The sequence below is a fragment of the Cupriavidus ulmosensis genome, assembly GCF_977008105.1.
Genome location: NZ_CDRMWP010000001.1, coordinates 2263824 through 2290457, shown reverse-complemented (window position 1 = coordinate 2290457; position 26634 = coordinate 2263824). Strand labels below are relative to the sequence as shown.

28 protein-coding genes are annotated in these 26634 nt (G+C 71.2%); 17 read left to right on the top strand and 11 right to left on the bottom strand.

The window, feature by feature from the left end; genetic code table 11:
* Nucleotides 1–267 precede the first annotated feature (267 nt).
* From ACWTPI_RS10465 to ACWTPI_RS10440, 6 genes are all read left to right on the top strand, one after another.
* A complete protein-coding gene (locus ACWTPI_RS10465) occupies nucleotides 268–1278 on the top strand; it encodes an NADP-dependent oxidoreductase (RefSeq protein WP_020201599.1) in 1011 nt (336 codons plus the stop codon).
* Between the two features lie 47 nt (nucleotides 1279–1325).
* Nucleotides 1326–2180, top strand: a complete 855-nt coding sequence (locus ACWTPI_RS10460; protein WP_020201598.1) for a class II aldolase/adducin family protein — start codon at nucleotides 1326–1328, stop codon at nucleotides 2178–2180.
* A 99-nt stretch (nucleotides 2181–2279) separates the two neighbouring features.
* Nucleotides 2280–3182: an SDR family oxidoreductase gene (locus ACWTPI_RS10455; protein ID WP_059412760.1), complete on the top strand. Its 903-nt coding sequence runs from the start codon at nucleotides 2280–2282 to the stop codon at nucleotides 3180–3182.
* Nucleotides 3183–3268: 86 nt separating this feature from the next.
* Nucleotides 3269–4189, top strand: a complete 921-nt coding sequence (locus tag ACWTPI_RS10450; protein WP_059412759.1) for an alpha/beta fold hydrolase — start codon at nucleotides 3269–3271, stop codon at nucleotides 4187–4189.
* 174 nt (nucleotides 4190–4363) lie between these two features.
* The gene (locus tag ACWTPI_RS10445) at nucleotides 4364–5092 is read left to right on the top strand and encodes an aspartate/glutamate racemase family protein (RefSeq protein WP_454731633.1); all 729 of its coding nucleotides are present in this window, start codon (nucleotides 4364–4366) and stop codon (nucleotides 5090–5092) included.
* Between the two features lie 169 nt (nucleotides 5093–5261).
* Nucleotides 5262–6245 carry a phytanoyl-CoA dioxygenase family protein gene (locus ACWTPI_RS10440; protein ID WP_059412758.1) on the top strand — a complete coding sequence of 328 codons (984 nt, stop codon included), beginning with the start codon at nucleotides 5262–5264 and terminating at the stop codon, nucleotides 6243–6245.
* Between the two features lie 56 nt (nucleotides 6246–6301).
* Here ACWTPI_RS10440 and ACWTPI_RS10435 read toward each other — a convergent pair whose 3' ends face one another.
* Both ACWTPI_RS10435 and ACWTPI_RS10430 read right to left on the bottom strand, forming a co-directional pair.
* A complete protein-coding gene (locus ACWTPI_RS10435; RefSeq protein ID WP_059412757.1) occupies nucleotides 6302–6823 on the bottom strand; it encodes an O-acetyl-ADP-ribose deacetylase in 522 nt (173 codons plus the stop codon).
* A 110-nt stretch (nucleotides 6824–6933) separates the two neighbouring features.
* On the bottom strand, nucleotides 6934–8082 hold the full coding sequence (locus ACWTPI_RS10430; protein ID WP_020201591.1) for an iron-containing alcohol dehydrogenase: 1149 nt from the start codon (nucleotides 8080–8082) through the stop codon (nucleotides 6934–6936).
* Between the two features lie 335 nt (nucleotides 8083–8417).
* Here ACWTPI_RS10430 and ACWTPI_RS10425 point away from each other — a divergent pair, with 335 nt between their 5' ends.
* From ACWTPI_RS10425 to ACWTPI_RS10415, 3 genes are all read left to right on the top strand, one after another.
* Nucleotides 8418–9386 carry an alpha/beta hydrolase gene (locus ACWTPI_RS10425; protein ID WP_454732467.1) on the top strand — a complete coding sequence of 323 codons (969 nt, stop codon included), beginning with the start codon at nucleotides 8418–8420 and terminating at the stop codon, nucleotides 9384–9386.
* Nucleotides 9387–9524: 138 nt separating this feature from the next.
* Complete coding sequence (locus ACWTPI_RS10420) at nucleotides 9525–10511, top strand: tripartite tricarboxylate transporter substrate binding protein (RefSeq protein WP_020201589.1); 987 nt, start codon at nucleotides 9525–9527, stop codon at nucleotides 10509–10511.
* Nucleotides 10512–10625: 114 nt separating this feature from the next.
* A complete protein-coding gene (locus ACWTPI_RS10415; RefSeq protein ID WP_020201588.1) occupies nucleotides 10626–11063 on the top strand; it encodes a YbgC/FadM family acyl-CoA thioesterase in 438 nt (145 codons plus the stop codon).
* Between the two features lie 20 nt (nucleotides 11064–11083).
* Here ACWTPI_RS10415 and denD read toward each other — a convergent pair whose 3' ends face one another.
* The 6 genes from denD to ACWTPI_RS10385 all read right to left on the bottom strand — a co-directional run bounded on the left by denD (nucleotide 11084) and on the right by ACWTPI_RS10385 (nucleotide 16659).
* Nucleotides 11084–12058, bottom strand: a complete 975-nt coding sequence (denD, locus tag ACWTPI_RS10410; RefSeq protein WP_454731632.1) for a D-erythronate dehydrogenase — start codon at nucleotides 12056–12058, stop codon at nucleotides 11084–11086.
* Between the two features lie 50 nt (nucleotides 12059–12108).
* The gene (gene otnI, locus ACWTPI_RS10405) at nucleotides 12109–12891 is read right to left on the bottom strand and encodes a 2-oxo-tetronate isomerase (RefSeq protein ID WP_020201586.1); all 783 of its coding nucleotides are present in this window, start codon (nucleotides 12889–12891) and stop codon (nucleotides 12109–12111) included.
* A 142-nt stretch (nucleotides 12892–13033) separates the two neighbouring features.
* Entirely contained in the window at nucleotides 13034–13672 is a 639-nt protein-coding gene (gene otnC / locus ACWTPI_RS10400) for a 3-oxo-tetronate 4-phosphate decarboxylase (protein WP_454731631.1), read from the bottom strand.
* Entirely contained in the window at nucleotides 13669–14988 is a 1320-nt protein-coding gene (otnK, locus tag ACWTPI_RS10395; RefSeq protein ID WP_454731630.1) for a 3-oxo-tetronate kinase, read from the bottom strand. The genes otnC and otnK overlap by 4 nt, the downstream gene beginning before the upstream one ends.
* Before the next feature lie 10 nt (nucleotides 14989–14998).
* Complete coding sequence (gene ltnD / locus ACWTPI_RS10390) at nucleotides 14999–15895, bottom strand: L-threonate dehydrogenase (RefSeq protein ID WP_454731629.1); 897 nt, start codon at nucleotides 15893–15895, stop codon at nucleotides 14999–15001.
* Between the two features lie 26 nt (nucleotides 15896–15921).
* On the bottom strand, nucleotides 15922–16659 hold the full coding sequence (locus tag ACWTPI_RS10385) for a FadR/GntR family transcriptional regulator (RefSeq protein WP_029043299.1): 738 nt from the start codon (nucleotides 16657–16659) through the stop codon (nucleotides 15922–15924).
* A gap of 264 nt (nucleotides 16660–16923) precedes the next feature.
* Here ACWTPI_RS10385 and ACWTPI_RS10380 point away from each other — a divergent pair, with 264 nt between their 5' ends.
* Both ACWTPI_RS10380 and ACWTPI_RS10375 read left to right on the top strand, forming a co-directional pair.
* Nucleotides 16924–17349 (top strand): GNAT family N-acetyltransferase, encoded by a 426-nt coding sequence (locus ACWTPI_RS10380; RefSeq protein ID WP_059412751.1) that lies wholly within the window; start codon nucleotides 16924–16926, stop codon nucleotides 17347–17349.
* 218 nt (nucleotides 17350–17567) lie between these two features.
* Nucleotides 17568–18050 (top strand): hypothetical protein, encoded by a 483-nt coding sequence (locus ACWTPI_RS10375; protein ID WP_454731628.1) that lies wholly within the window; start codon nucleotides 17568–17570, stop codon nucleotides 18048–18050.
* 60 nt (nucleotides 18051–18110) lie between these two features.
* On the opposite strand, the gene ACWTPI_RS10370 is transcribed toward ACWTPI_RS10375, so the two are convergent.
* The 3 genes from ACWTPI_RS10370 to ygfZ form a co-directional block, all read right to left on the bottom strand.
* Nucleotides 18111–18944, bottom strand: coding sequence for an NRDE family protein (locus ACWTPI_RS10370; RefSeq protein WP_020201579.1), 834 nt, complete (start codon nucleotides 18942–18944; stop codon nucleotides 18111–18113).
* An 89-nt stretch (nucleotides 18945–19033) separates the two neighbouring features.
* Entirely contained in the window at nucleotides 19034–19324 is a 291-nt protein-coding gene (locus tag ACWTPI_RS10365; protein WP_020201578.1) for a DUF4936 family protein, read from the bottom strand.
* A gap of 34 nt (nucleotides 19325–19358) precedes the next feature.
* A complete protein-coding gene (ygfZ, locus tag ACWTPI_RS10360; protein ID WP_454731627.1) occupies nucleotides 19359–20354 on the bottom strand; it encodes a CAF17-like 4Fe-4S cluster assembly/insertion protein YgfZ in 996 nt (331 codons plus the stop codon).
* A gap of 222 nt (nucleotides 20355–20576) precedes the next feature.
* On the opposite strand from ygfZ, the gene mltG reads away from it, so the two are divergent.
* The 6 genes from mltG (at nucleotide 20577) to ACWTPI_RS10330 (ending at nucleotide 26572) form a co-directional block, all read left to right on the top strand.
* On the top strand, nucleotides 20577–21572 hold the full coding sequence (gene mltG / locus ACWTPI_RS10355; protein ID WP_020201575.1) for an endolytic transglycosylase MltG: 996 nt from the start codon (nucleotides 20577–20579) through the stop codon (nucleotides 21570–21572).
* 9 nt (nucleotides 21573–21581) lie between these two features.
* Nucleotides 21582–22196, top strand: coding sequence for a dTMP kinase (tmk, locus tag ACWTPI_RS10350; RefSeq protein ID WP_020201574.1), 615 nt, complete (start codon nucleotides 21582–21584; stop codon nucleotides 22194–22196).
* 85 nt (nucleotides 22197–22281) lie between these two features.
* Nucleotides 22282–23289: a DNA polymerase III subunit delta' gene (locus ACWTPI_RS10345; RefSeq protein ID WP_020201573.1), complete on the top strand. Its 1008-nt coding sequence runs from the start codon at nucleotides 22282–22284 to the stop codon at nucleotides 23287–23289.
* 96 nt (nucleotides 23290–23385) lie between these two features.
* Complete coding sequence (locus ACWTPI_RS10340; protein WP_052165794.1) at nucleotides 23386–23829, top strand: PilZ domain-containing protein; 444 nt, start codon at nucleotides 23386–23388, stop codon at nucleotides 23827–23829.
* 109 nt (nucleotides 23830–23938) lie between these two features.
* Nucleotides 23939–24460 carry a GNAT family N-acetyltransferase gene (locus tag ACWTPI_RS10335; protein WP_020201571.1) on the top strand — a complete coding sequence of 174 codons (522 nt, stop codon included), beginning with the start codon at nucleotides 23939–23941 and terminating at the stop codon, nucleotides 24458–24460.
* A 357-nt stretch (nucleotides 24461–24817) separates the two neighbouring features.
* Nucleotides 24818–26572 (top strand): acyl-CoA dehydrogenase family protein, encoded by a 1755-nt coding sequence (locus tag ACWTPI_RS10330; RefSeq protein WP_454731626.1) that lies wholly within the window; start codon nucleotides 24818–24820, stop codon nucleotides 26570–26572.
* Nucleotides 26573–26634 lie beyond the last annotated feature (62 nt).

Sequence of the window (26634 nt, the reverse complement as noted above, 5' to 3'; positions counted from 1 at the left end):
GGGAGCAGGCAAACGATACCCAGACCGGCGGCAAACGCCGGCACGCAGCACCGATAAAGACAACAGCGAACGGAGACAAGATGCAGCCTGCACGGACCGCCGCCGCCGCGCGGCGCCTGAGACCGACCGCGCCTGCTGCGCTCGCCGCGCGCGCCGGCCGCACCGCGCGCCCGCCCTGTTGAAACAAGCCGCGCCGCCGGCGCGTTCCACCGACAACGAAGGGCGGCGCGCATCCGCCATCGCCCGTTTCACTGCAAGGAAACCATCATGTCGAATACCTTCAAGCGCATCGTGCTGGCCTCGCGTCCCGCCGGCGCGGTCACGCCCGGCAATTTCCGCCTCGAGGAAGTGCCGGTGCCGGAACTGGCGGACGGCCAGGTGCTGGTCCGCAACCACTACCTGTCGCTCGACCCGTACATGCGCGGGCGCATGAACGACAGCAAGTCCTACGCCGCGCCGCAGCCGCTGGACCAGGTGATGATCGGCGGCACGGTGGGCGAGGTGATCGCCTCGAAGAACGCGAAATACGCCGTGGGCGACAAGGTGGTGGGCATGTTCGGCTGGCAGGAGCTCGGCGTGAGCGACGGCGCCGGCATCCAGAAGGTCGACACCACGCGCATCCCGCTGTCGGCCTATCTCGGCTCGGTCGGCATGCCCGGCGTGACGGCCTGGTACGGCCTGAACAAGATCATCGCGCCCAAGGCCGGCCAGACCGTGGCGGTCAGCGCGGCGTCGGGCGCGGTCGGCAGCGTGGTGGGCCAGCTCGCCAAGCTCAAGGGCTGCCGCGTGGTGGGCTTTGCCGGCGGCAAGGACAAGTGCGACTACGTGACCGGCGAGCTGGGCTTCGACGCCTGCATCGACTACAAGGCCGCGCGCGACGGCAAGGAACTCTACGCCATGCTCAAGGAAGCCACGCCCGACGGCGTGGACGGCTATTTCGAGAACGTCGGCGGCGAGATCCTCGACACCGTGCTGGCGCGCATGAACGCCTTCGGCCGCATCGCCGTGTGCGGCATGATCGCCGGCTACGACGGCCAGCCGATGCCGCTGAAGAACCCGCAACTGATCCTGGTGTCGCGCCTGACCGTGGAAGGCTTCATCGTGTCCGAGCACATGGAGCTGTGGCCGCAGGCGCTGCAGGAACTGGGCGCGGCGGTGGCGCAGGGCAAGCTCAAGTTCCGCGAGAGCATCGCGCAGGGCCTGGCCAGCGCGCCCGAAGCCTTCATGGGCCTGCTCAAGGGCAGGAATTTCGGCAAGCAGCTCGTCAAGCTGGTGTAGGCGCGCCAGGGCGCGGCCAGCCAACCACATAAGAAAGGAGACTCCCCATGAACGCACCGGCAGACCACACCAAGCCGCAGGACAACCCCGACGACATCGCCGCCGGCCTCTCCGAAGAGGTCAAGGCACGGTACCGCATGTTGCCGCGCCCGCCGCAGTTCGACACGCCGGCCGCGGAGCGCCTGCACCGCAAGCAGCGCCTCGCGGCGGCGTTTCGCCTGTTCTCGAAGTTCGGCTTCGACGAGGGCGTGGCGGGCCATATCACCGCGCGCGATCCCGAGTTTCCCGATACGTTCTGGGTCAATCCGTTCGGCGTGCATTTCAGCCAGGTCAAGGTCTCCAACCTGATCCGCTGCGACCACCACGGCGACGTGGTGGAGGGCGCCCACCCGGTCAACGCCGCGGCCTTCGCCATCCACTCGCGCGTGCACCAGACCCGCACGGACGCCGTGGCCGCCGCGCACTCGCACAGCACGCACGGGCGCGCGTGGTCCACGCTGGGCCGCCCGCTCGACCCGCTCACGCAGGACGTGTGCGCGTTCTACAACGACCACGCGGTCTACGACGACTTCGGCGGCGTGGTGGTGGAGCTCGACGAAGGCCAGCGCATCGCCAACGCGCTCGGCGGCAACAAGGCGGCCATCCTGCAGAACCACGGCCTGCTGACCGTGGGCAAGACGGTGGACGAGGCCGCGTGGTGGTTCATCACGATGGAGCGCTCGTGCCAGGTGCAGCTGCTGGCCGAGGCCGCCGCCGCGCGCACCAACGCGCCGCTGAAGATGATCTCGGATGCCGCGGCGCGCCAGGCGTACTCGATCGTCGGCACCGCGCAGGCGGGCTGGTTCCAGTTCCAGCCGCTGTACGCGCGCATCGTCAAGGAACAGCCCGACCTGCTGGACTGACGGCAGCCGGCCACGGCAGGGCCGCCGGAACGACATGGCTACGACATAACGACGACATTGCGGCGACATCGCGACGACACAGGACGAGAGGCAGACGACATGAAGCAATTCCAGGGCAAGGTGGCGGTGATCACGGGCGGCGCGTCCGGCTTCGGCAAGGAGTTCGCCAGGATCGGCGCCGGCCTCGGCATGAAGCTGGTGCTGGCCGACGTGCAGGAAGACGCGCTGGACGCCACCGTGGCCGAGTTCAAGGCGCAGGGCGTGCCGGCGATCGGCGTGCGCGTGGACGTGTCCCGGGCCGAGCAGGTGCAGGCGCTGGCCGATGCCGCCATCGCCACCTTCGGCCAGGTCAACCTGCTGTTCAACAATGCCGGCGTGGGCGCCGGCGGCCTGCTGTGGGAGAACACCGAGCGCGACTGGGACTGGGTGCTCGGCGTCAATCTCCACGGCGTCATCCACGGCGTGCGCATCTTCACGCCGCTGATGCTGGCCGCGGCGCGGAAGGACCCGTCGTTCGAAGGCCATATCGTCAACACGGCTTCGATGGCCGGCCTGCTGAGCCCGCCGGCGATGGGCGTGTACAACGTGTCCAAGCACGCGGTGGTGGCGCTGTCCGAGTCGCTGTACCAGGACCTGAGCCTGGTCAGCGAGCAGGTGCGCTGCTCGGTGCTGTGCCCGTATTTCGTGCCGACCGGCATCACCAGGTCGGGCCGCAACCGGCCCGCGGAGCTCGCCAACGAGGGGCCGCTCACGCGCTCGCAACTGGTGTCGCAGGCGATGTCGGACAAGGCGGTCAGCTCGGGCAAGGTCACGGCCGCCGAGGTCGCGCAGATCACCTTCGACGCGATCCGCGACAACGGCTTCTACATCTACTCGCATCCGCAGCAGCTCGATCCGGTGCGGCAGCGCTTCGGGGACATCATCGGCCAGCGCAACCCCGGCGACCCGTTCGCGGACAAGCCCGAGGTGCGCGCCGGGCTGGTGGCGGCGCTGCGCGGATAGGCGGCGCGCGGGCACGGTTCGTGCGTTACCCCACGCTGCCGCGTGCCCGACGCAGACAAACTCATCGCGGCAAGGGAGGAGAAACCATGTCCAAGGCTGCAGTCATCCGTCACCTGCAGTACGCCACCTTGCCCAACGGCACGCGCCTGCACTACGCCAGCGCGGGCGAGCGGGGCAGGCCGCTGGTGCTGTTCGTGCACGGCTTTCCGGAGTTCTGGTACGAGTGGGAAGCGCAGCTCGCCGAATTCGGCAAGACGCACTTCGCGGTGGCGCCGGACCTGCGCGGCTTCAACCTGTCGAGCAAGCCGGCCGAAGTCGAGGCCTACCGGCCGCGCCATATCGTCGAGGACCTGGTGCAGCTGGTCAGCGCGCTCGGGTATTCGCGCTGCGTGGTGGTGGCGCACGACTGGGGCGGGGCGATCTGCTGGAACCTCGCGATCCAGTTCCCGCAACTGGTCGAGCGCCTGGTCATCATCAATTCGCCGCATCCCTATGTGTTCGCCAAGGCGCTGCTCGGCAGCCCCGAGCAGCAGAAGGCCTCGGCCTACATGAACTGGCTGCGCCAGCCCGGCGCCGAGGAGGCGCTGGCGGCGGACGGCTTCGCCAGGCTGGAGCGCTTCCTCCACGGGCCGGACGGGCAGCCGGCGCCGTGGTTCGGCGGGGAGACGCGCGAGAAATACCACGCGGCGTGGTCGCAGCCCGGCGCCCGCGGCTCGCATCCGCTGACCGGCGGCGTGAACTACTACCGCGCCTCGCCCATGCACCCGCCCGGCCCCGGCGAGACGCCGCCCGACATCTCCAGGCTGGACCCGGCCGCCTTCACGGTGCGCGTGCCCACGCTGGTGATCTGGGGCGAGCGCGACACCGCGCTGCCCAGGAGCCTGCTGGACGGGCTCGACCGGTTCGTGCCCGAGATGCGCCTCGAGCGCATTCCCGACGGCACGCACTGGGTGGTGCACGAGCAGCCCGAGCGCATCAACCTGCTGATCCGCAGCGCCTTGCCCTGACCGTCGCGGTGGCGCGCACCGGCCGCATGCATGGCCGCACACCGGCCGCATGCCGGCCGGCGCGGCGGCGCTGGCCCGGTCGGCGCGCGCGCGACTGTGCATGGGCCGCGGCGGCGGCGCCTGCTACAGTGGCGCCGGTTCGCACAGCGCCGGCGCGCGCGGGGAAGGCACGGAATGAAGACCATCGGACTGATCGGCGGCATGAGCTGGGAATCCTCGGCCGAGTACTACCGGCTCATCAACCAGGACATGAAGCGGCGGCTCGGCGGCCACCACAACGCGCGCAGCGTGATGGTCACGGTCAGCTTCGAGCAGGTCAAGGCACTCCAGCATGCCGGGCGCTGGGACGAGCTTGCCGAAAGCATGCGCGAGGCCGCGCTGCAGGCGCAGGCCGCCGGTGCGGATTTTGTCGTGCTGTGCACCAACACCATGCACCGCGTGGCGCCCGCCATCGAGGCGGCGCTCGACATCCCGTTCCTCCACATCGTCGATCCCACCGCGCAGGCGCTGCGCGCGGCCGGCATCGCGCGCGTGGGCCTGCTCGGCACCGCCTTCACGATGGAGCAGGATTTCTACCGCGGCCGCATGCTGGACCGGCACGGCATCGAAGCGCTGGTGCCCGGGCCCGAGGCGCGCGCGCTGGTGCATCGCGTGATCTACGACGAGCTGTGCCACGGCATCGTGCGCGACGACTCGCGCGACGCATACCGGCGCGTGGTCGACGACCTGCGGGCACAGGGCGCGGGCGGCGTGATCCTGGGCTGCACCGAAATCGCGCTGCTGATCGGGCAGGACGACGTGCCGCTGCCGGTCTTCGACACCACCGCGCTGCACGCGCAGGCCGCGGTAAGCCGGGCGCTGGAAGGGGCGCTCGCGGCGAGTGCCGCGGCCGCCACGCCATAGCGCGGATCCCCCGGCGCGCGGCGCCGCCCGTGGTTCATTCCTCTGGCCGATGCCATCTCCTCCGGACGGCTTATAGCCGCCGTCGGCCTTCGCGGCGAATCCGGCTTGGCATGGCGCCGGCCTCGCGCCATGCTGAACGGCACGGAAAGCACACAGGCCGGGGGAAGGTATGCATACCATCATCAGTCCCGTCGGGACGGAGATCACGATTCCAGAAAGTGCCGAAGAGGGCGCCAGCTATTTCACGCTGGACCAGCTGGCCCAGGCCCGGCGCTACTACGACGAGAACGGCTACACGGTGATCCGCGGCGTGGTCGAGCCGGCCACCTGCGACGCCATACGCAATGCGTTCGCCCGGACCGTGAAGCCGTATCCGGGCTACATCTACCGTCAGGCCACGGCCAATCCCGAGAAGAACCGGATCAACGAGTTCGGCTTCGTGATGAACCCGATCCTCAACCTCCAGTCGCTCGGCCAGCTCGATTTCGCGCCGCTGAAGTCGCTGGCGGTCAGGGTCTTCGCCAGCGACCCGATCCGCAAGATCGGGCGGGCGCTGCTCGACGAGGAGGTCAAGCTGGTGCAGAGCATGTACTTCGAGGGCAACTCGGAGACCTGGCCGCACCAGGACAGCTACTACCTCGACAGCGAGCGCATCGGCAGCATGGCCGGCAGCTGGTACGCGCTGGAGGACATCGACGCGGGCGCCGGGCGCTTCTTCGTGGTGCCGGGCAGCCACCGGCTCGACATGGTGCGCAACGGCAAGGACTTCGACGTGGCCTTCAACCACGACAAGTACAAGGGGCTGATCCGCAAGGTGATCGCCGAGAACGGGCTGCGCTTCGAGGCGCCCGCGCTGCGCAAGGGCGACGTGCTGTTCTGGCACTCGATGACCATCCACGGCAGCCTGCGCACCACGCGCCCGCAGTTCTCGCGCAACTCGCTGACCGCGCACTACATCCCGCAGTCGCACCGCTTCCTGCAGTTCCAGTCGCGCATCAAGCCGCTGAACCTCAAGCAGTTCGACGGCATGCAGTTCCATTGCCCCAAGGACATGGACAGCCTCGGCAGCCGCGTCGTGCTGGGCGTGGAGACGCGCTTCCCGGTCATGTTCCAGATGACCAAGAAGCTGGCGATCAAGGCGCTGGTGAGATAGCGCAGGCGCGGCGCTGTCGCGGCCGGCTGCCGCGAAGGCGCCGTGGCCGCCCGCGTTCAGCTCAGGCGCTGCCGGTACAGCTGGTAGTTCTCCTCGTCGAAGCAGACGAAGCTGACCTGCTCGATGCTGGGCGCCGCGGCCAGGGCCTGGCGCACCGCGTCGATGGCGATGTCGACGGCGCGCTCGCGCGGAAAGCCGTAGATGCCGGTGCTGATGTTGGGAAAGGCGATGGTGCGCAGCTTGTGCTGCGCGGCCAGCGCCACGCTGGCCTGGTAGGCGCTGGCGAGCAGCGCGTCTTCGTTGCGGCTGCCGCCTTCCCAGACCGGGCCGACCGCGTGGATCACGTAGGGCGCGGGCAGCAGGCCGCCGGTGGTGATGACCGCCTGTCCGGTCGGGCAGCCGCCGCGGGTCTCGCGGATGCCGCGGCAGGCGGCCATGATGGCGGGCCCGCCGGCGCCGTGGATGGCGCCGTCGACGCCGCCGCCGCCGAGCAGGCCGCTGTTGGCCGCGTTGACGATGGCGTCAACTTCCATGCGGGTGATATCTCCGTGCAAGACCTGCAGGTGTTCCCCTGTCATGACGTCTCTCCGTGCTGGTGGGATGAAGCTGGATGAGCCTGGATGAAACCGGATCTTCTCGGCGGTCCCGCGCCACGCATTGCCTTGCTCTCGCCGGCCCGCCGCCGTACTTACATGGATTGCTCCAGCATGCGCCGGTAGTCCGCCGCGCTGGCCTCCTTCGGGTTGGTCTTGTGGCAGTGGTCCACCAGCGCGCCGGCGATCACCTTGTCGAACATGTCCTCGGTCACGCCCATCTGCCGCAGGCCGGTGGGCAGGCCCAGGCGCGCGGTCATGTCGTGCACCGCCTGCGCCACGTCGGCGCCTTCGGGCAGGCCCATCGCGCGGCGCAGGCGCGCGTAGCGGTCCTCGCGCACCACGCTCGGCGCGTCGGCGTTGAAGCGCAGCACCGCGGGCATCACCACCGCGTTGAGCGTGCCGTGGTGCAGGCCGGTCTTGCCGTCGATCTTGAGGCCGCCGAGCGGATGCGACAGCGAATGCACGCAGCCCAGGCCCTTCTGGAACGCCATCGCGCCCTGCATGGAGGCGCTCATCATGTTCAGGCGCGCGTCGCGGTCCTGGCCGTCGCGGGTGGCGCGCTCGATATGCTTCCAGCCGCGCTCCAGGCCGTCCAGCGCGATGCCGTCGGCGGGCGGGTTGAAGGCCGGCGCCAGGAACGTCTCCACGCAATGCGCGATGGCGTCCATGCCGGTGGCGGCGGTCAGCCCCGCGGGCAGGCCGAGCGTGAGGCCGGGGTCGCAGATGGCGGAGCGGGGCAGCAGGTGCCACGAATGGAAGCCGAGCTTGCGGCCGTCCTCGAGGATGATGATGGCGCCGCGCGCTACTTCGCTGCCGGTGCCGGCGGTGGTGGGCACGGCGATCAGCGGCGCGGCGCGCTCGGTGATCTTCGCGCTGCCGCCTTCGATGGTGGCGTAGGTGGTCAGCTCGCCCGGGTGCGTGGCGAGGATGGCGATGCCCTTGGCGAGGTCGATGGAGGAGCCGCCGCCGACCGCCACCAGCCCGTCGCAGCCGCTCTCGCGGTACAGCGCGGCGGCCTTCTTGACCATCGCCTCGGTGGGGTTGGACGGGGTCTCGTCGAAGACCGCGTGCGGCAGGCCGGCGAGCGCGTCGATGGCCTGCCGCGCCACGCCGGCGGCGACCACGCCCTTGTCGGTCACCAGCAGCGGGCGGCGGATGCCGATGCGCGCGCACTCCGCCGGCAGCTGGCCGATGGCGCCGAAGTCGAGATGGATATGCGTCAGGTAGTAGATGAAGGCCATCTGGGTTGTCTCCGTCCGTGCGGTGTTTTATTTATCCGGCGATGACCGATGATCGCGCAAAAGCGGCCACCCTGGCCAGTCCCGCGGTAAATTTCCATTGTGTTGCTGCCGAAACATCCGGAATCATACTAAAATCGAACGACCGTTCACAATTTGAATTCCGGCTGCGCGCCGCTTCCGCGCCACCGCTTCCGTGCCGCCGGAAATCCGGCCCCGCCGGAGATTCACCCAGCCCGCATCGACCGCCCATGACCGCCGTTCCCGCCTCGCCCCAGGGGTTCGCCCAGTCCGCTCCCGCCGCGTCCGGCATCCCCCACACGCGCGGCACGCCCGGCATGCCCGCGGCCGCGCTCGATCCGCAGGTGGCGGCGCTGCTGGACCTGATCCGGCGCGTCAAGCGGCCCGGCATCCACGAGCTCGACCCGATCGACGCCAAGACCGCCTACGAGAAGAGCGCGCCCATCATGGACATCGCGCCGACGCCGGTGCACAGCGTGGAAAACCTGACGGTGGCGGCGCGCGACGGCTACGAGATCCCGCTGCGCCTGTACGCGCCGCGCGCGGCAAGCTGGGTCGAGCCGCTGCCGCTGCTGCTGTACTTCCACGGCGGCGGCTTCACCGTGGGCAGCATCAATTCGCACGACCCGCTGTGCCGCTTGCTGTGCGCGCGGGGCGACTGCATGGTGCTGTCGGTGGACTACCGGCTCGGGCCGGTATGGCAGTTTCCCTACGCCGCCAACGATGCGTTCGACGTCATGCAGTGGATCTTCCACGAGGCCGCCCACCTCGGCGCGGACCCGGCCCGCATCGCGCTCGGCGGCGACAGCGCGGGCGGCACGCTCGCCGCCGCCTGCGCCGTGCACGCGCGCGACGCGGGGCTGGCGCCGGTGCTGCAGATGCTGATCTACCCCGGCACCTGCGCGCGCCAGGACACGCCTTCGCACCGCGCGCTGGCCGAGGGCTATCTGCTGACCGCGCCGATGATCCAGTGGTTTTTCTCGCAGTACCTCGACAGCGAGGCCAGCCGCGACGACTGGCGCTTCGCCCCGCTCGACGGCGGCGGCCACGGCGCCGACGTGCGCGGCTGCTGTCCGGCCTGGATCGCCGTGGCCGGCTACGACCCGCTGCACGACGAGGGCGTGGCCTACGCGGCCAAGCTGCGCGCCGCCGGCGTGCCCGCCGCGCTGGCCGACTACCCGGGCATGATCCACGATTTCTTCAAGCTGGGGCGTTTCGTCCCGGCCGTGGCGGACGCCCACGCGGACGCCGTCGCCGCCTTGCGCGCCGCCTTCGGCAGCGGTTGAGCGCGGCCGCCGGCCGACACCGGCAGCCGGATCGAAGCGGTCGCAGAACCACCGATTCATGGCTTTATCCCAATGCGCCGCGGGCGTTCCGCCCGCGGCGGTAGTCGTAGCAACAGTAGAAACAGGAGACACAGACTCATGCAACGCCGCCAATTCCTCGCCCAAGCGGGCGTGTTCGCCGCTACCGTGGCAACCCTCGGCCTGGCCAGCGCGCCGGTCCAGGCGCAGGCGGACAATTTCCCGCAGCGGCCGGTGCGCCTCATCATCGGCTATACCGCGGGCGGCTCGACCGACCTGCCGTTCCGCGTGCTGGCGGAAAACGCCTCCAAGATCCTCGGCCAGCCCGTCATCATCGAGAACAAGCCCGGCGCGGGCGGCGTGCTGCCGGCCCAGCTGATGCAGTCGACCCAGCCCGACGGCTACACGCTGGCGCAGGTGGCCATGCCGGTCTACCGCCTGCCGTACACCACCAAGATCAACTGGGACCCGGTCAAGGACCTGAGCTACGTGATCAACCTGGCCGGCTATTCGTTCGGCCTGGTGGTGCCGGTGGATTCGCCGATCAAGACCATGCAGGACTACATGGCCTACGCGCGCGCCAACCCGGGCAAGCTGACCTATGGCTCGCCGGGTTCGATGACCACGCTGCACCTGACGATGGAAGAGCTGGCCATGAAGCAGAACGTGCAGTTCTCGCATATCCCGTACAAGGGCAACTCGGAATCGATGCAGGCGCTGCTGGGCGGCCACGTGATGTCGGTGGCCGACACGCCGGCGTGGGCGCCCTACGTGGAGTCCGGCAAGCTGCGCCTGCTGTCGACCTGGGGCGAGAAGCGCTCGGCGCGCTTCCCCAACGTGCCCACGCTCAAGGAACTCGGCTACGGCATCGTGCAGACTTCGCCGTTCGGCATCGTGGCGCCCAAGGGCACCGACCCGAAGATCGTCAAGAAGCTGCATGACGCCTTCAAGAAAGCGATGGAAATGCCGAACTACCGCGAGTCGCTCGCCAAGTTCGACATGGAGCCGTACTACATGAGCAGCGAGCAATACGCCCACTTCGCCGCCGACACGGTGAAGAAGGAAAAGGCCATCATCGACAAGCTGGGCCTGAACAAGCCGCAGTGAGGCGCGGGCGGGCTTCGGCCCGCCGCATCCGCCGCACTCGCCGCGGACATGCGCGCGGCGCCGGTCCCGCCAGGGCCGGCGCCGTTTTTCCATTCAGCAGGAGCTTTTTTTTTCATGGCCAAGGAACAATTCCGCCACAGCATGCCGCTGCGCGTGCGCTGGGCCGAGGTCGATCCGCAGTCGATCGTCTTCAACGCGCACTACCTGACCTATTGCGACATCTGCGTGACCGAATACTGGCGCGCGGTGGGCATCCGCTATCCCGAGGACGTGCTGCACGCGCATGGCGTGGACATCTTCGTGGTCAAGTCCACGCTGGAGTACCACGCCTCGGCGCGCTTCGACGACGTGCTGGACATCCGCGGCCGGATCGCCCGCATGGGGCGCTCCAGCATGCTGTTCCGCGTGGAGATGTACCGCGGCGACGAGCACCTGATCACCGGCGAGATCGTCTACGTGTGCGCCGGTCCCGAGAGCCGCAAGTCGACGCCCGTGCCGGGCGCGGTGCGCGAGAAGATCTTGGCCTACGAGGTGGTGACGCCGGAGGGCTGATCCGGCGCGCCACGCCTTGTCTACGGCGCGATCCCGGCGTCCTCGATATAGCCGCGGATCACGGCCTCGAAGCCGTCGTCGCCGGCGAAGCCCAGCGCCAGCGCGCGCTGCGTGTTCCACACCGCCGGCCATGTGCCGACGATGTTCTCGATGCGCGCGTCGCGCTCCCAGGTCACGCGGTCGGCGACGAAATCGCCGGCCACCTCGCGCAGCGCCGCCACCATCTGCCGCGGCGTGACCGACAGCCCCGGCAGGTTGACCGCGCGGCGCTCGCCGAAGGCCTCGCCGTCGAGCTCCATGCCGCGCACCAGCGCCGCGATGGCGCCGCGCGGCGACAGCAGCCACAGCGGCGTGTCCGGCGCCACCGGGCAGTTGGCCGCCTCGCCGGCGAGCGGCTCGCGGATGATGCCGCTGGCGAACGACGAGGCCGCCGCGTTGGGCTTGCCCGGGCGCACGCTGATGGTGGGCAGGCGCAGCACGCGCCCGTCGACGAAGCCGCGCCGGCTGTAGTCGGACAGCAGCAGCTCGCCGATGGCCTTCTGCGCGCCGTAGGACGACTGCGGGTTGAGCGCGGTGTCGTCCTGCACCAGCGCGGGCAGGGTGCCGCCGTACACCGCCACCGAACTGGTGAACACCACGCGCGGCCGGTGGCCGAGCGCGCGGCAGGTTTCCAGCAGCGCGCGCGCCGCGTCGAGGTTGACGCGCATGCCGAGCGCGAAGTCCGCCTCGGCCTGGCCGCTCACCACGGCCGCGAGATGGAACACGGCGCCGGTGCGCGCGTCGATGGCCCGCGCCAGCACGGCGGGATCGGACAGGTCGCCGGTGACCACGCGCACGCGCGCGTCGCCGAGCGGCGGCGGGGCCGCCACGTCGAGCAGCGTCAGGCCTTCGATGGCGACCGGCCGGCCGCCGATGTCGAGGGTGCCGCGCGCGAGCAGCAGGCGGGCGAGCCGCAGGCCGAGAAAGCCGGCGCCGCCGGTAATCAGTACGTGCATCGTTGTCCTCCGTCAGCGCCGCCCGGCGGCGGCATGCGTTGTGCCGGGAATCAGCCCTCGAGATACGGCCTGACCCAGCCCAGCCCGGCCGTGGTGCCGGCGCGCGGGCGGTATTCGCAGCCGATCCAGCCGTCGTAGCCGAGGCCGTCGATCACGTCGAACAGGTAGGGATAGTTGAGCTCGCCCAGGTCCGGCTCGTGCCGCTCGGGCACGCCGGCGATCTGGATGTGGCCGATGCCGGCCATGTCGCGCTTGAGCTTGACGGCGAGGTCGCCCTCCACGATCTGGCAGTGGTAACAGTCGAACTGCACCTTGAGGTTGGCCGCGCCGACCTCCTTGCAGATGGCCTGGCCGTCGTCCTGGCGGTTGAGGAAATAGCCCGGCATGTCGCGGCCGTTGATCGGCTCGATCAGCACGGTCACGCCCTGCGCGGCGGCCGCGCGCGCGGCATGGGCCAGGTTTTCCAGGTAGCAGGCGCGGTGGCGCGCGCGGTCGGCGCCGGCCGGCACCATGCCGGCCATCACGTGGATGCGGTCGTTGCCGATCACCGCGGCGTATTCCAGCGCGCGCGCGATCGTGTCGCGGAACTCGGCCTCGCGCCCGGGCAGCGCGGCCATGCCGCGCTCGCCGGCGCGCCAGTCGCCGGGCGGCGCGTTGAACAGCGCCTGCGCGAGGCCGCTGGCGTCGAGGCGCGCGCGGATCTCGGCGGCGGGATGCTCGTAGGGGAACAGGAATTCCACCGCCTTGAAGCCGTCCGCCGCGGCGGCGGCGAAGCGGTCCAGGAAGGCGTGCTCGGTGTACATCATCGAGAGATTGGCGGCAAAGCGCGGCATGCGGTGCTCCAGGAAAGATGCGGTTGTGGCCGGGCCGCCGTGCCCGGCCGCGCGCGCGCGGGGGGGCGCCGGGCGGCGCAGCGCATACGGTGCCACAAAGCGCGCCGGCCTGCCCGCCGGAACGCGAGGCGGCCGGCGCGGGCTACCAGCGCGCCTTGAAGGTGTCGCGCAGTTCCGCCAGCGCGTGTTCGTCGAGCGGCTCGGGCTTGTCCCCGGGCATCAGCCAGAGCCGGGCGGTTTCTTCCAGTTCCTCCAGCGCGAACGCGGCGCGCGAGACGGTGGACTCCCACACCACTGGCCCCAGGCGCGCCAGCAGCACGCCGCGCACCTCGGCGGCCAGCCCGGCCACGCGCGCGGCCACGGCGGGATCGCCGGGGCGGTGGTAGGGAATCAGCGGGATGTGCCCGACCTTCATCACGTAGTAGGGCGTGATCGGCGGCAGCACGTCGTCGGGGCGCCACGCGCCCGCCAGGCTCAGCGCCACCAGGTGGGTGGAATGCGTGTGGACCACGCCGTGCGCCTGCGGGTTGTTGTCGTAGATGGCGCGGTGCAGGGTCAGCGTCTTGGACGGCTTGTCGCCCGCCACCCACGCGCCGGCGCCGTCCACCTTGGCGATGGCCGCCGGGTCCAGCATGCCGAGGCAGGCGTCGGTCGGCGTGATCAGCCAGCCGTCGTCGAGCCGCGCGCTGATGTTGCCGGCGCTGCCCACGGTATAGCCGCGCTGGTAGAGGCTGGCGCCGATGCGGCAGATCTCCTCGCGCAGGGTCGCTTCGCGGCTCATGCCTCGCCTCCCAGGCGGCGCAGCGCCTCGTCGAAGAAATCCGGGCCGCCGAAGTTGCCGGACTTGAGCGCCAGCGCCAGCGGCTGCGTCTCCAGCGTGACGGTGGCCGGCACGCCCGGCGCGATCTGCGCGCCGATGCGCAGCGCCTGCACGCCGAGCGCCTGCACCACCGCGCCGGAGGTCTCGCCGCCGGCCACCACGAAGCGGCGCGTGCCGTGCGCCTTCGCTGCCGCGGCGACGTCGGCCAGCGCCTGCTCGACCAGATGGCCGGCGCGCTCCACGCCCAGCGCCGCCTGCGCGGCCTTGACCTGCTCGGGCGAGGTGGTGGCGTAGACCAGCACCGGCTCGGCGTGCGCGGCGATCAGCGCCAGCGCCTGCTCGACCAGCGGCGCGCCTTCGGCCAGCGCCAGCGGATCGAGGCGCAGGGCGGGGCGCCGGTGCGCCAGCCACTGCGCGACCTGGGCGTTGGTCGCCTTCGACGCGCTGCCGGCCAGCACCAGCGCCGGGCCGGTCACGGGCGCCACGTTGTCCGCGTCGGCGCGCTCGGGCAGCAGGCCGGCGCGGCGGAAGTTGGCCGGCAGGCCCAGCGCCAGGCCGGAGCCGCCGGTCAGCAGCGGCAGCGCGGCGCAGGCCTCGCCCAGCGTGTGCAGGTCGGCATCGCTGACCGCATCGGCGATGGCCATGCGCACGCCGTCGCCGCGCAGGGCGCCGTCGCCGCGCAGGGCGCCGATGGCGTGCTGCACGGCGACGCTGCCGCGCGCCACCGTGTCGTGGCGCAGCAGGCCCACTTTGCCCTTGCTCTGGCGCTGCAATACGCGCACCAGGTTGGCATCGTGCATCGGCGTGAGCGGGTGGTTCTCCATGCCCGACTCGCTGAGCAGCGCGTCGCCCACGAACAGGTGGCCGCGGAAGATCGTGCGGCCGTTCTCGGGGAAGGCCGGGCAGGCGATGGTGAAATCGCTGCCGAGCGCCGCCAGCAGCGCCTCCGCCACCGGGCCGATATTGCCCGCGTCGGTGGAGTCGAAGGTGGAGCAGTACTTGAAGAAGAACTGGCGGCAGCCCTGCGCCTGCAGCCAGCGCAGCGCGTCGAGCGATTGCGCGATGGCGTCGGCGGCGGGAATGGTGCGCGACTTCAGCGCCACCACCAGCGCGTCGGCCTGTTCCACGCCGGGCAGCGCGGCGCCGGCGGGCACGCCGATGGTCTGCACGGTGCGCATGCCGTTGCGCACCAGCGTGTTGGCGAGATCGGTGGCGCCGGTAGAATCGTCTGCGATGCAGCCGAGCAGGGCGCGCGGGGATTGGACGGATACGGTCATCTTGCTGTTTTTACTCCGACTTGCGTTGCGGCAGGCCGATGCCGGGGAATATCTTGATCACGGCGGAGTCGTCCTCCCCGCCATGCCCGGCGCTCGACGCCATCATGAACATCTGGTGCGCCGCGGCCGACAGCGGCAGCGGGAACTTGCTGGCGCGCGCGGTATCGAGCACCAGCCCGAGATCCTTGACGAAGATGTCCACCGCCGACAGCGGCGTGTAGTCGCCGGCCAGGATATGCGGCACGCGGTTCTCGAACATCCACGAGTTGCCCGCGCTGTGGGTGATGACCTCGTACAGCGCTGCGGCGTCCACGCCTTCGCGCAGGCCCAGCGCCATCGCCTCGGCCGCCGCGGCGATATGCACGCCGGCCAGCAACTGGTTGATGATCTTGACCTTGGAGCCCGCGCCATGCGCGTCGCCCAGCCGGTAGACCTTGCCCGCCATCGCCGCCAGCACGTCCTCGGCCAGCGCGTAGGCCTCGGCCGGGCCGGAAGTCATCATGGTCATCTCGCCGCTGGCCGCGCGCGCCGCGCCGCCGGATACCGGCGCATCCAGCAGCAGGATGCCGTGCCCGGCGAGGCGCTGGCCCAGCGCCTCGGCAAAGCTGGGCGGCACCGTGGCGCTGGCGATCACCAGCGCGCCGGGCCGCATCGCGGCGGCCGCGCCATCCGCGCCGAACAGCACGGCCTCGGTCTGCGCGGCGTTGACCACCAGCGTCACCACCACGTCGCACAGCCGGCCCAGCTCGGCCGGGCTGGCGCAGGGCGTGCCGCCCGCGTCGGCAAAGCGTTGCAGCACCTCGGCCCGCAGGTCGCAGGCATGCACCTTGAAGCCGGCGCGCAGCAGGCTGTGCGCGACGCCGTTGCCCATCGCGCCAAGGCCGATGACGCCGATCGATTGACTCATGGAAACTCCTGCGAAAAAAGGCGGGATCAGTTGGACGGCCCGCGCGCGGTCTCGTCGGGACCGGGCTGACTGCCCTGCGACAGGCGCCGCGCCGCGTTGTACATATGCGTCTGCGCCGCGTTGCGCGCGGCCAGCGCGTCGCCGGCGCGGATCGCCGCGACGATGGACTGGTGCTCCTCGCGCACCTGCCGCGAGAAATCCGCGCGGCGCGCCTCGTTGGTCCGCGTCACGCGCGTGGCGGTTTCCAGGTACTGGCTCAGGAATGCCAGCGTCTTGAGGAAATACGGGTTGCCGGTGGCCCCGGCAATGGCCCGGTGAAAGGCCACGTCGGCCGCCACGCCATCGCCGCCCGCGGCTTCCTCCGCGTCGATGCGCGCCAGCGCCGCGTCGATCGCCGCCATGCTCGCGTCGGTGCGGCAACGCGCGGCCTGCGCCGCCACCTCGGCCTCGATCGCGCGGCGCAGCTCGACGATCTGCAGCACCGATTCCAGCGTGGCCGTATCGGTGTAGTCGATACGCAGCGGCCGGATGCCGGCCTGCTCGGTGACGAACACGCCGCTGCCCTGGCGCGATTCCACCACCCCCTCATGCCGCAGCCGCGCGATGGCCTCGCGGATCACGGTGCGGCTCACGCCGAATTCCTCCGACAGCACCGCCTCGGTCGGCAGCTTGTCGCCGCGGGCGAAGGCGCCGTCGTTGATCTTCTCCAGCAATTGTTCTGCGACGGTATCGGTCAGCGCGCGGGCGGGGACTTTCTGGAACACGGAGGGGCCAAGTGGTTTGGTGATATGGTCATCATACAAATTTTGTGGCGAGGATGGTGATCGGGGATTACCCGGAGCCGCCAGAGATTGACGGCCAGCGGATGGCTGGGGAAATTTCCCGGCGCGCCCGACCGACCCGCCGTCTCTTCCGTCCCGGTCACGGCCGCCCGCCATGCCGCCGCCCCCTCCCGGCGGTATCATGGCGACCGCCCCGCCGGGCTTTCTCCGGGGCACTTTTTCCCCCAGCACTGCTCACGACACATCATGACCATCTCCATCCGCCTCGTCCCCTGGTCCGAAGCGCGCGAAACCGCGCGCGCCATCCGTTACGCCGTCTTCGTCGAGGAGCAGGGCGTGCCGGTGGAGATGGAGTGGGACGAATGGGATGAGCCGAGCTGGCACGCGCTGGCCGTGGCCGAGGATGGCACCGCGCTGGCCACCGGCCGCCTGCTGCCCGACGGCCATATCGGGCGCATGGCGGTGCTCAAGCGGGCGCGCGGCACCGGCGTGGGCGCCAGGGTGCTGGCGGCGCTGATGGACAAGGCGGCCGAGCTTGGTTATGCCGAGCTGGTGCTGAGCGCGCAGAGCCACGCGGCGCCGTTCTACGCGCGCGTGGGCTTCGCGCCGGTCGGCGAGCCGTTCGAGGAAGTCGGCATTCCGCACGTGGAGATGCGCAAGTCGCTGCGCTGAGCGGCGCTGAGCAACACTGCGCGGCGGCGCTACGCGCGCGGGAACAGCGGCCTGGCCAGCAGCCGTGCCGCTCGGTCGTCGGCATGGAACCGGGCAGCTTCGCGCGCGCTGCCGCGGCGGTTGGCGGAAGCGGCCCGAGGAAGCGGTATCATCGCCGTCTTCTTTTTTCCGCCGCGTCATTCCCGACCTTGCGGCGGCCCCCGACCGCGCTTCATACCATGCCAGAGAACCGTTCCCGCCTGCTCCGGGCGCTTGCCGACGCCATCCCCGCCATCGACCCCGCCGCCGCGCCGGCCGGTGATCCGCCGGCCGGGGCCGCGCTGCTGCCGGCCTGGCTCGTGCCCTGGCTGGCCGGGCATTGCCTGGTGGCGGTGGACTGGCGCGAATTCAGCACGCACGGCGCCGGCGCCGTGGCGGGGCTGGCCGTGCTGCGCGCGGCGCGCGTGTCCAGCCTCGAGGTGGACGGCCTCTACGACGAGGACGGCATCCCGCTCGGCGGCGACGACGATGATTTCGACATGGAGCCCGCGGCGCTCTACCTGGCGCACCTCAACCGCGAACTGGCGCCGCACGGCATGCAGTTGCTGGAACTCGGGCGCGGCGATCCCGCCTGGCTGCTGGCCGTGCGCAACGACCCGGCCGCGATCCGCGCGCTCGGCGCGGCGCTGCAGCCCTGGGGGCTGCAGGCGCGGCAATACTGAACGGAAGGAAGCGGGCGCCGGCGCGGCGCCCCGGGCTCAGGGTCTCAGGGTCTCAGGGTCTCAGGGCGCGGGCACCTGCCCGGCGTCGCGCGACACGCGCAGGCGGCCGCGGTAGGAGACTTCGCCGGTGCGGCCGTTGGCATCGAAGCTGCGCTCGCTCAGCTCGAAGCGGCCGTCGTGGCGTACCCGCAGCACGGTGCTGGCGCGCGTGCCGTAGCTGGGCGAGCGGATGAAGGCGGACGAGAGCAGCCGTTCCCATTCGGGCGTGACGCCGGTGCGGGGCAGCTCGAAGTCCAGCGCCTGGCGCGTGTCGGCCAGCAGGTCGAAGTAGGGTTCGGCGCTGGCGCCGGTCTGGCCGGTGTCGGCCGCCAGCGTCTCGGCCAGCGCGCCGACGCGGCTGACCACCTTGGGCCAGGGCGTGTCGAGCAGGGCGTTGGACAAGCCGTACAGGCCGGCCTTGAGCCGCTGCGGCTGCGCCGCCGCGCCGCGGCTGCCGCGGTTGCTGTACCACCACAGCTCGCGCAGGTCGCAGGTCAGCAGGTTGAAGCCGTTGTAGACGCCGGCGCGCGGCGCCAGCCCGGCCAGGTAGGCGTGCGGGTCGCTGTCGCCGCGCAGGAAGCCGGCCACCAGTTCGCCGCGCGAGCGGGCATCGGTGCGCTTCTCGGACGGCGCGCGGTAATTGGTCAGGGCGGCGAAGCGGCCGTCGCCGGCCAGGCCCATCCAGGTGCCCGGCTCGCCGATCACTTCCGCCATGTCGCGGCCGGCCAGCACCTGCGGGGCGTCTTCCCACCAGTGCACCGGCGCCGCGGGGCGGGCGTAGAACTCGTCGCGGTTGCCGGCCACCACCAGGGCGTAGTCAGGGTGAGACTGCCAGGCGACCAGAATCAGGCACATAGTGCTTCCTTTACTGCATTTGCTGCATTCACTTCGTTCACTGCCTGTCCGTTCGCGGCCTGGTGCCGCGAGGCCGGTTCAGAGGGGGCTCAAAGCTGGTCCAGGTCGACGAAGCGCTCGCTCTGGCGCTCGCCGCCGAGGAAACGCTGCAGGCCGCTTTGCCGCCACAGCCCGTCGAGCAGGATGTCGAAGGCGGGCGGCACGTCGGCGTAGGCTTCCATCCAGGTCTGCATGCCGTTGCGCGTCTCCGGCCTGCGTAAGAGCGTACCACCAATTCCGCCCGCTTCGGCAACGGTCTCCATCCAGCGGTGCCAGTGCGGCAACGCCTCTTCGGCCAGGGTTTCCGGCACGCGGAAATAGACGTAAAGGTGATCGCTCATATGGTCCTGCCTGTGTCTTGCGGCGCGCCGGCGCTCAGGCGGCCTCGCCGACCGGCACCGCGTAGGGCAGCTCGCCCGGGCGCACCGGGCTGCCGGTGGCGCTGCCCAGGTGCAGCGCGCCGGCGGCGGCGTCGATCTTCAGTTCGGCCAGGCCGTCCCAGCCGCCCTGCGGCGCGGCGGCGGCGTTGACCACCATGCCGCACGGCTGCGCGGGGTCCTCGGGGCGGAAGATCTCGGTGGCGGCGGCCGGCGCTTCGCCCTCGCCGTGGATCAGCCACATGCGGCGCTTGAGCGTGCCGCGGTACTGGCTGCGCGCGACGATTTCCTGGCCCGGGTAGCAGCCCTTGCGGAAGCTCACGCCGCCGACCAGCTCCAGGTTGATCATCTGCGGCACGAACTGTTCCTGCGTGGCCGCGGCGATGCGCGGCACGCCGGAGCGCACTTCCAGCCAGTCCCACACGGCGCTGTCGGCCGGCGCCAGCGTGGCCGCCAGCGCGGCCTGCCGGTCCGCGGCCTGCTCGGCGGGCAGCGCGATCTGCCAGCGCGGCAGGCCGTCGCCGTCGGGCAGGCGGATCACGGTGGCGCCGGCCGCGGCGGCGGCCTGCCAGGGGGCGTCCGGCGCGGGCAGGCCGGCGGCCCGCAGCGCGGCGGCGGCGCCGGGGCCGGCCACGCCGAGCAGCGCGACGGCCGGCGTCAGGTCGGACAGGCGCGCCTTGGCGCGCAGCACGAACATGCTCAGGCGCTTCTGGATGGCGGCCTGGAGGTCGGCCGAGATCTGGAGCACGATGCCTTCGTCGTCGCGCCACACCAGGAAACTGGCGAGCAGGCGGCCCTTGGGCGAGCAATAGCCGGCCAGGCGCGCGCTGCCGGCGCCGAGATCGTCGATGGCGTTGGTCAGCTGCGTGTGCAGGAAGCTGGCCGCGTCTTCGCCGGCGACCCGGATCAGGCCCAGGTGCGCGGGACGGCAGACGACGCCGCCCTGGCGCGCGGCTTCGAACTGGGTGGCAAGGTCGGGAGCAGGGGAGTTCATGGCAGGAATCTGGCTCGTTGTGGCACGTATCTGGACGGACGGCACGCGCGGGCGCGCCGGATGGCGGGTGCGGCAGGCGGCGCGCGCTCGTGGCGGCGCAAGGCTCCCGGTATTATATGGGGCTGTCGCCATTTCAGCCGGCGCGCCCGCGGCCCCTGCCGCGCGCCGCCGTCTTTGCCGCGGTGCGCGCGGGCGCACGCGGCGCCGCTACCTTCTGCCTACATGAAACGTATTTTCCTGCGGCTGCTGCTGGCCGCGCTGGTGTTTGCGATCGCCGCGGCCGGCGCCTTCGCCTGGTGGGCCAACCGCCCCCTCGAACTGCCGGCCACGCCGGTCGAAGTGGTGATCAAGCCCAATTCCAGCGTGGCCAGCGTCGGCCGCCAGATCCAGCGCGGCGGCGTGCCGATGGACGCGCGCCTGTTCGCCCTGCTGGCGCGGCTGACCGGCCACGGCGCCGACCTCAAGGCCGGCGGCTACGAGTTCGCGCGCGGCGCCTCGCCGCTGTCGGTGCTCGGCAAGATCGCCCGCGGCGAAGTCACCCACTACGTCCTGACCGTGATCGAAGGCTGGGAATTCCGCAAGATGCGCGCCGCCGTCGACGCCCATCCGGCGCTCAAGCACGACAGCCGCGGCCTGTCCGACGCCGAGCTGATGAAGGCCATCGGCGCGCCCGAGCCGGCCCCGGAAGGCATGTTCTTCCCGGACACCTACCTGTTCGCGCGCGGCAGCAGCGACCTGGAACTGTATCGCCACGCCTACCGCGCGATGCAGCGCCGCCTGACCGACGCCTGGAACGCGCGCGCGTCCGGCCTGCCGTACAAGACGCCCTACGAGGCGCTGGTGATGGCCTCCATCGTCGAGAAGGAAACCGGCCAGCCGGGCGAGCGCGCGATGATCGCCGCGGTATTCGTCAACCGGCTCAGGAAGGGCATGATGCTGCAGACCGATCCCACCGTGATCTACGGCATGGGCGAAGCCTTCGACGGCAATATCCGCAAGCGCGATCTGCTCGCCGACACCCCGTACAATACCTACACGCGCGCGGGCCTGCCGCCCACGCCGATCTCGCTGCCCGGGCTGGCCTCGCTGGCCGCGGCGACCGCGCCGGCGCCGTCGGACGCGCTGTACTTCGTGGCGCGCGGCGACGGCAGCAGCTATTTCTCCAACTCGCTTCCCGAACACAACCGCGCGGTCGACAAGTACCAGCGCGGCAAATAAGTCTCTCCCATGCGCGGAAAATTCATCACATTCGAGGGCATCGACGGTGCCGGCAAAAGCACCCACGTGGAGTGGGTGGCCGAGCGCCTGCGCGCGCGCCTGGCCGGCAGCGCGGCGGTGGTCACCACCCGCGAGCCCGGCGGCACGCCGCTGGGCGAGGACCTGCGCCAGATCCTCCTGCATCGCAAGATGCACCTGGAAACCGAGGCGCTGCTGATGTTCGCCGCCCGCCGCGAGCACATCGCCGAAGTCATCGAGCCCGCGCTGGCGCGCGGCGACTGGGTGGTGTCCGACCGCTTCACCGACGCCACCTTCGCCTACCAGGGCGGCGGCAGGGGCCTGCCGCGCGCGCGCCTGGAGGTGCTGGAAGGCTGGGTGCAGGACGGCCTGCAGCCCGACCTGACGCTGCTGTTCGACGTGCCGCTGGAAACCGCCAGCGCCCGCCTGGCCGGCGCGCGCGAGCCCGACAAGTTCGAGGCCGAGTCGCGCGCCTTCTTCGCGCGCACGCGCCAGGAATACCTGCGGCGCGCGGCGGAGGCGCCGCAGCGCTTCCGCGTGATCGACGCCACGCGCACCATCGCCGAGATTCAGACCGAACTTGAGAAAATTCTCGCAACGCTTTGATTCGGCGGCACTATCATGGCAGGCTGATACCACCGGCAGCGCTCCATGCAGTGGATGAAGATCACTCCCTAACTCCTTGATTCGCATGCTTTATCCCTGGCAGACAGAAGACTGGCAACGGCTGAACGGACTGCGCGAGCGGCTGCCGCACGCCTTGCTCATCCACGGCCAGCAAGGCATCGGCAAGCGCGACCTGGCGCTGCACTTCGCCCAGGGGCTGCTGTGCGACACGCCGCGCGCCGACGGGCAGCCGTGCGGCACGTGCGCGGCCTGCCACTGGTTCAGCCAGGGCAACCATCCCGATTTCACCGTGGTCCGCCCCGAGGCGCTGGAAGCCGCCGGCGACGCCGAGACCGACGACAGCGGCAAGAAGAAGGCGCCCAGCAAGGTCATCCGCATGGAGCAGGTGCGGGCGCTGATCGAGACCGTCGGCATCGGCACCCATCGCGCCGGCCTGCGGCTGGTGGTGGTGTACCCGCTCGACGCGCTGCAGAACGAGGGCGCCAACGCGCTGCTCAAGACGCTGGAAGAGCCGCCGCCCTCGACCGTGTTCCTGCTCGTCACCGACCGGCTCGACCGCGTGCTGCCGACCATCCTGTCGCGCTGCCGCCAGTTTTCCGTGCAGCGGCCCACGCAGGCCGACGCGCTGGCGTGGCTGCGCGGGCAGGGCGTGGGCGATGCCGAGGCGCAACTGGCGCTGGCCGGCGGCTCGCCGCTGACCGCGCTGCACGCCGCCGAGGCCGAGGAACAGCCGCTGCAGCGCTGGCTGGTGAGCCAGCTTGGCGGTGGTGCCGGCTTCGACGCGCTGGGCGCCGCCGAGCATGTGCAGAAGATGCCGGTGCCCGCGGTGCTTGGCATCCTGCAGCGCTGGACGTACGATCTGCTGTCGGCGTGCCTGGCGGCGGCGCAGGCGCCGCGCTATTTCCCGCGCGAGCAGGCCGCCGTCGCGCGCTGCGCGCAGGCTACCGATGCGCACCGGCTGCAGGCCTTCCTGGCGCGGCTGGTGAACCACCGGCGCAGCGAGAACCATCCGCTGGCCGCGCGCCTGGTGATGGAAGCGGTGTTCCTGGAATACCGGCAGATGTTTCAGTAGTTGGCCTAGCAGTCATCTTGCTTGTGTTTGCCGGGTGGTGTCCGTTAGTCATACCGATAAGGCCTGAAGGCCACGGTCAGCAACAAGGGGTCAGTCATGAGTACAGCAGCAACAGGAAGCCGGGGCCCGGGCGTGCCCGGCGCCGCCGGCGTGGGCGCGCCCACGGCGGGCGGGATCGGCGCGGCGACGGTGCCGGGCGCGGCTTCGCGGCCGAACGTGCTTTCGCTTTCGATCAAGGACCAGGCGGGCCTGTACGCCGCCTACATGCCGTTCCTGCAGCGCGGCGGCATCTTCGTGCCGAGCAACCGGCCGTTCCGGCTGGGCGAGCAGGTATTCCTCGTGCTGTCCCTGCTGGACCGGCCGCAGAAATACCAGATCGCGGGGCAGGTGGCATGGATCACGCCGGTCGGCACGCCCAACAAGACGCCCGGCATCGGCATCCACCTGCCGGACGACGACAACGGCCGCAACCTGCGCCGCGCGGTGGAAGAGATCCTGGGCAAGGCCATCGAGTCCAGCCGGCCCACGCAGACGCTGTAGGCAAGACCGGCGGGCCTGCCGGGCGGAGCATCGGGTGAAACATCAGGTGAAACATCGGGTTTCGCGTCCAGGCCATTGATTTACAAGCAGTCAGAGAAGAAGCAACAACATGAGTGAAAACGCTTTCACGGTGCGCGACGCCCAGCCGCGCGACCTGGCCGGCATCGTCGCCATCTACAACAGCACGGTCGCCTCGCGCATGGTCACGGCCGACACCGAGCCCGTCAGCGTGGCGTCGCGCCAGGCCTGGTTCGATGCCCATCCGCCCGCGCGCCGCCCGCTGTGGGTGGCGGAAGACGGCGCGGGCCGCATGGCGGGCTGGCTCAGCTTCTCCGATTTCTATGGCCGCCCGGCTTACGGCGCCACCGCCGAGGTCTCGATCTACCTGGATGCCGGCAGCCGCGGCCAGGGCCTGGGCCGGCACCTGCTGCAGCAGGCCATCGCCCATGCGCCGCAGATCGGCGTGCACACCGTGCTGGGCTTCATCTTCGGCCACAACGCGCCGAGCCTGGGCCTGTTCGCCTCGCTGGGGTTCGAGCGCTGGGGCCACCTGCCGCGCGTGGCCGTGCTCGACGGCATCGAGCGCGATCTCGTGATTCTTGGCCGGCACCTGACCAAGCCGGCAGGCTAGCCCGGGCCGGCCGCGCCTCCCGCGGCTTTCTCCGCCTTCTCCATCCCGGCCACCCGCGCCGCCAGCCTGGCGGCCGGTGGTATCCGCGGTTCCTCCCGCCGCGGCGAAGTCGCGCGACCGCCCGCGCGCCATGCAGGGCCGGGGATTGATTGAATCCCCATCTCGATCGTGCCAAAAACGCGATTGGACGGCGCAACGCCCGCCGCCCAGAATGGCTTCCGGCCCAGCCGCCCCCGCCCCCGCATCGCCGTGCCTTGCACGCCCCTCCGCCACGATTCGCCACGATCGGCCATGATCGGCCACGATCCGGCGCGCGCCTGGCCGCCAATCCCCTATCGTTCCCCGCCGGAGACCCCGATGCCGTTCCAGGCCAGCGACGCCGAATCCACCAGCCCTCGCCCGGCCGATGCCGGAACCGGCGCCCGCCATCTGGCGCCCGACTGCGCCGGCCTCGATTTCTTCGCGCTCGACCGCAGCGTGCAGGACTTGCTGGCGATCTACCTGCCGGCCGCCGAGCATCGCCACCTGCTGCCGCATTTCCGGCGCCTGGGCCAACTGGCTGGCGGGCGGCTGAACGCGCTGGCGGCCGTGGCCGCCGGGCACGGCCCGGTGCTGCACGCGCGCACGCGCCTGGGCGAGGACCACGACTGGATCGAATACCACCCGGCCTGGCAGGAGATGGAGCACATCGCCCGCGGCGATTTCCAGCTCCACGCCATGAGCCACCGCGCCGGCGTGCTGGGCTGGGGCGCGCCGCTCTCGCCGGCGGCCAGGTACGCCTTCCAGTATCTGTTCGCGCAGTCCGGGGCCGCCCGGATGTGCGCGGTCGGCGCGACCGACGCCGCAATCCACCTGATCCGCGGATTCGGCAGCCCGGCCTTGCAGCAGTGGCTGCTGCCGCGCATGCTGGCGACCGATCCGGCCGTGCTGTGGAAAGGGACGATCGAGATGGCGGGCGGTCCGGACGCCGGCGCCATCGAGGCCGTGGCCCGCGAGGCGGGCGGGCAGTGGCGCCTGTACGGCGAGAAGGGATTCTGCCCGCCTGCCGATGCCGACGTGGCCCTGCTGCTGGCGCGGCCCGAAGGCGTGCCTGCCGGCACGCGCGGGCCGGCGCTGTTCGCGTTGCCGCGCCGGCTGGAGGATGGCAGCCGCAACGGCTGCCGCATCGTCCGCCTCGGGGGCTCGGTGGCCGGCGGCGAGGTCCGGCTCGAAGGCGCGCTGGCCTATCCGGTCGGCGCGCTCGACCAGGGCCTCGGGCCGGTGACGAAACAACTGGCCGGCCTGTCGCGCATGTCGCACGCGGTACGCGCCGCGGCCATGATGCGCCGCAGCCTGAACGAGGCTTTGCAGGCCGCGCGGCACCGCGGCGCGTTCGGGGGCGAGGTCATCGGCGATCCGCTGCTGCGCCGCCAGTTGCTCAAGCTGATGGTGCCCACGGAGGCCGCCTTGTCGATGGTGATGGCCACCGCCGACGCCATGCGGCGCGCCGGCGAGGGCGATGGCGGCGCGCGCCAGGCGGTGCATCTGCTGACGCCGCTGATCCGGGTGCGCGCCGGCCGCGACCACGTCGCCGTGGCCGGCGGCGCGATGGCGGTGCGCGGCGGCGGCGGCCATGTCGAGGATGCTGTCGGCGCGTGGCCGGAGGGCACCGGCAATATCGACGCGCTGGACGCCATCCGGCAGGCCGTCGGCAAGGCGCGCGCGCACCATGCGCTGCAAGCGCTGCTGGCCACCCGTCTGGAGCAGGCCGACATGCCCGCGCCGCTGCGCCAGGCCCTGTGGCAGGCCTGGCAGCGCGCCGCCGCGCTGGCCGGAACGGCGGCGGCCGACGGCGCGCGCGAAGCCGACACCCGCCGGGCCGCCAGCGCGCTCTACCATGCCAGCGCCGCCATCCTGATGGCCTGGGAAGCCAGCCAGCCCGGCGCCGACGCGCGCCGGCTGCTGCTGGCCCATGCGCTGCTGCGGCACCGCCTGCTGCCGGCCGATCCACCGGCGGCCACCGATATGGCCGGCTTGGCCGACTTGGCCGACTCGGCCTGCGGCGACCTGCTGCTCGGCGACGCGCCGGTCACGCTCGGCCATGCCAGCGCCGCCATCGCGCTGGCCGGCTGAAACGGAACGTCCGGCGGCGGGCAGCGGGGTGCGACCGGATACAATGGCAGGCGGCGCCGCCC

What these genes read in the sequence shown, in the direction of transcription:
- ACWTPI_RS10465 (WP_020201599.1), top strand. Translation starts at nt 268, where the DNA reads ATGTCGAATACCTTCAAGCGCATCGTGCTGGCCTCGCGTCCCGCCGGC.
- ACWTPI_RS10460 (WP_020201598.1), top strand. Translation starts at nt 1,326, where the DNA reads ATGAACGCACCGGCAGACCACACCAAGCCGCAGGACAACCCCGACGAC.
- ACWTPI_RS10455 (WP_059412760.1), top strand. Translation starts at nt 2,280, where the DNA reads ATGAAGCAATTCCAGGGCAAGGTGGCGGTGATCACGGGCGGCGCGTCC.
- ACWTPI_RS10450 (WP_059412759.1), top strand. Translation starts at nt 3,269, where the DNA reads ATGTCCAAGGCTGCAGTCATCCGTCACCTGCAGTACGCCACCTTGCCC.
- ACWTPI_RS10445 (WP_454731633.1), top strand. Translation starts at nt 4,364, where the DNA reads ATGAAGACCATCGGACTGATCGGCGGCATGAGCTGGGAATCCTCGGCC.
- ACWTPI_RS10440 (WP_059412758.1), top strand. Translation starts at nt 5,262, where the DNA reads ATGCATACCATCATCAGTCCCGTCGGGACGGAGATCACGATTCCAGAA.
- ACWTPI_RS10435 (WP_059412757.1), bottom strand. Translation starts at nt 6,823, where the DNA reads ATGACAGGGGAACACCTGCAGGTCTTGCACGGAGATATCACCCGCATG.
- ACWTPI_RS10430 (WP_020201591.1), bottom strand. Translation starts at nt 8,082, where the DNA reads ATGGCCTTCATCTACTACCTGACGCATATCCATCTCGACTTCGGCGCC.
- ACWTPI_RS10425 (WP_454732467.1), top strand. Translation starts at nt 8,418, where the DNA reads ATGCCCGCGGCCGCGCTCGATCCGCAGGTGGCGGCGCTGCTGGACCTG.
- ACWTPI_RS10420 (WP_020201589.1), top strand. Translation starts at nt 9,525, where the DNA reads ATGCAACGCCGCCAATTCCTCGCCCAAGCGGGCGTGTTCGCCGCTACC.
- ACWTPI_RS10415 (WP_020201588.1), top strand. Translation starts at nt 10,626, where the DNA reads ATGGCCAAGGAACAATTCCGCCACAGCATGCCGCTGCGCGTGCGCTGG.
- denD (WP_454731632.1), bottom strand. Translation starts at nt 12,058, where the DNA reads ATGCACGTACTGATTACCGGCGGCGCCGGCTTTCTCGGCCTGCGGCTC.
- otnI (WP_020201586.1), bottom strand. Translation starts at nt 12,891, where the DNA reads ATGCCGCGCTTTGCCGCCAATCTCTCGATGATGTACACCGAGCACGCC.
- otnC (WP_454731631.1), bottom strand. Translation starts at nt 13,672, where the DNA reads ATGAGCCGCGAAGCGACCCTGCGCGAGGAGATCTGCCGCATCGGCGCC.
- otnK (WP_454731630.1), bottom strand. Translation starts at nt 14,988, where the DNA reads ATGACCGTATCCGTCCAATCCCCGCGCGCCCTGCTCGGCTGCATCGCA.
- ltnD (WP_454731629.1), bottom strand. Translation starts at nt 15,895, where the DNA reads ATGAGTCAATCGATCGGCGTCATCGGCCTTGGCGCGATGGGCAACGGC.
- ACWTPI_RS10380 (WP_059412751.1), top strand. Translation starts at nt 16,924, where the DNA reads ATGACCATCTCCATCCGCCTCGTCCCCTGGTCCGAAGCGCGCGAAACC.
- ACWTPI_RS10375 (WP_454731628.1), top strand. Translation starts at nt 17,568, where the DNA reads ATGCCAGAGAACCGTTCCCGCCTGCTCCGGGCGCTTGCCGACGCCATC.
- ACWTPI_RS10370 (WP_020201579.1), bottom strand. Translation starts at nt 18,944, where the DNA reads ATGTGCCTGATTCTGGTCGCCTGGCAGTCTCACCCTGACTACGCCCTG.
- ACWTPI_RS10365 (WP_020201578.1), bottom strand. Translation starts at nt 19,324, where the DNA reads ATGAGCGATCACCTTTACGTCTATTTCCGCGTGCCGGAAACCCTGGCC.
- ygfZ (WP_454731627.1), bottom strand. Translation starts at nt 20,354, where the DNA reads ATGAACTCCCCTGCTCCCGACCTTGCCACCCAGTTCGAAGCCGCGCGC.
- mltG (WP_020201575.1), top strand. Translation starts at nt 20,577, where the DNA reads ATGAAACGTATTTTCCTGCGGCTGCTGCTGGCCGCGCTGGTGTTTGCG.
- tmk (WP_020201574.1), top strand. Translation starts at nt 21,582, where the DNA reads ATGCGCGGAAAATTCATCACATTCGAGGGCATCGACGGTGCCGGCAAA.
- ACWTPI_RS10345 (WP_020201573.1), top strand. Translation starts at nt 22,282, where the DNA reads ATGCTTTATCCCTGGCAGACAGAAGACTGGCAACGGCTGAACGGACTG.
- ACWTPI_RS10340 (WP_052165794.1), top strand. Translation starts at nt 23,386, where the DNA reads ATGAGTACAGCAGCAACAGGAAGCCGGGGCCCGGGCGTGCCCGGCGCC.
- ACWTPI_RS10335 (WP_020201571.1), top strand. Translation starts at nt 23,939, where the DNA reads ATGAGTGAAAACGCTTTCACGGTGCGCGACGCCCAGCCGCGCGACCTG.
- ACWTPI_RS10330 (WP_454731626.1), top strand. Translation starts at nt 24,818, where the DNA reads ATGCCGTTCCAGGCCAGCGACGCCGAATCCACCAGCCCTCGCCCGGCC.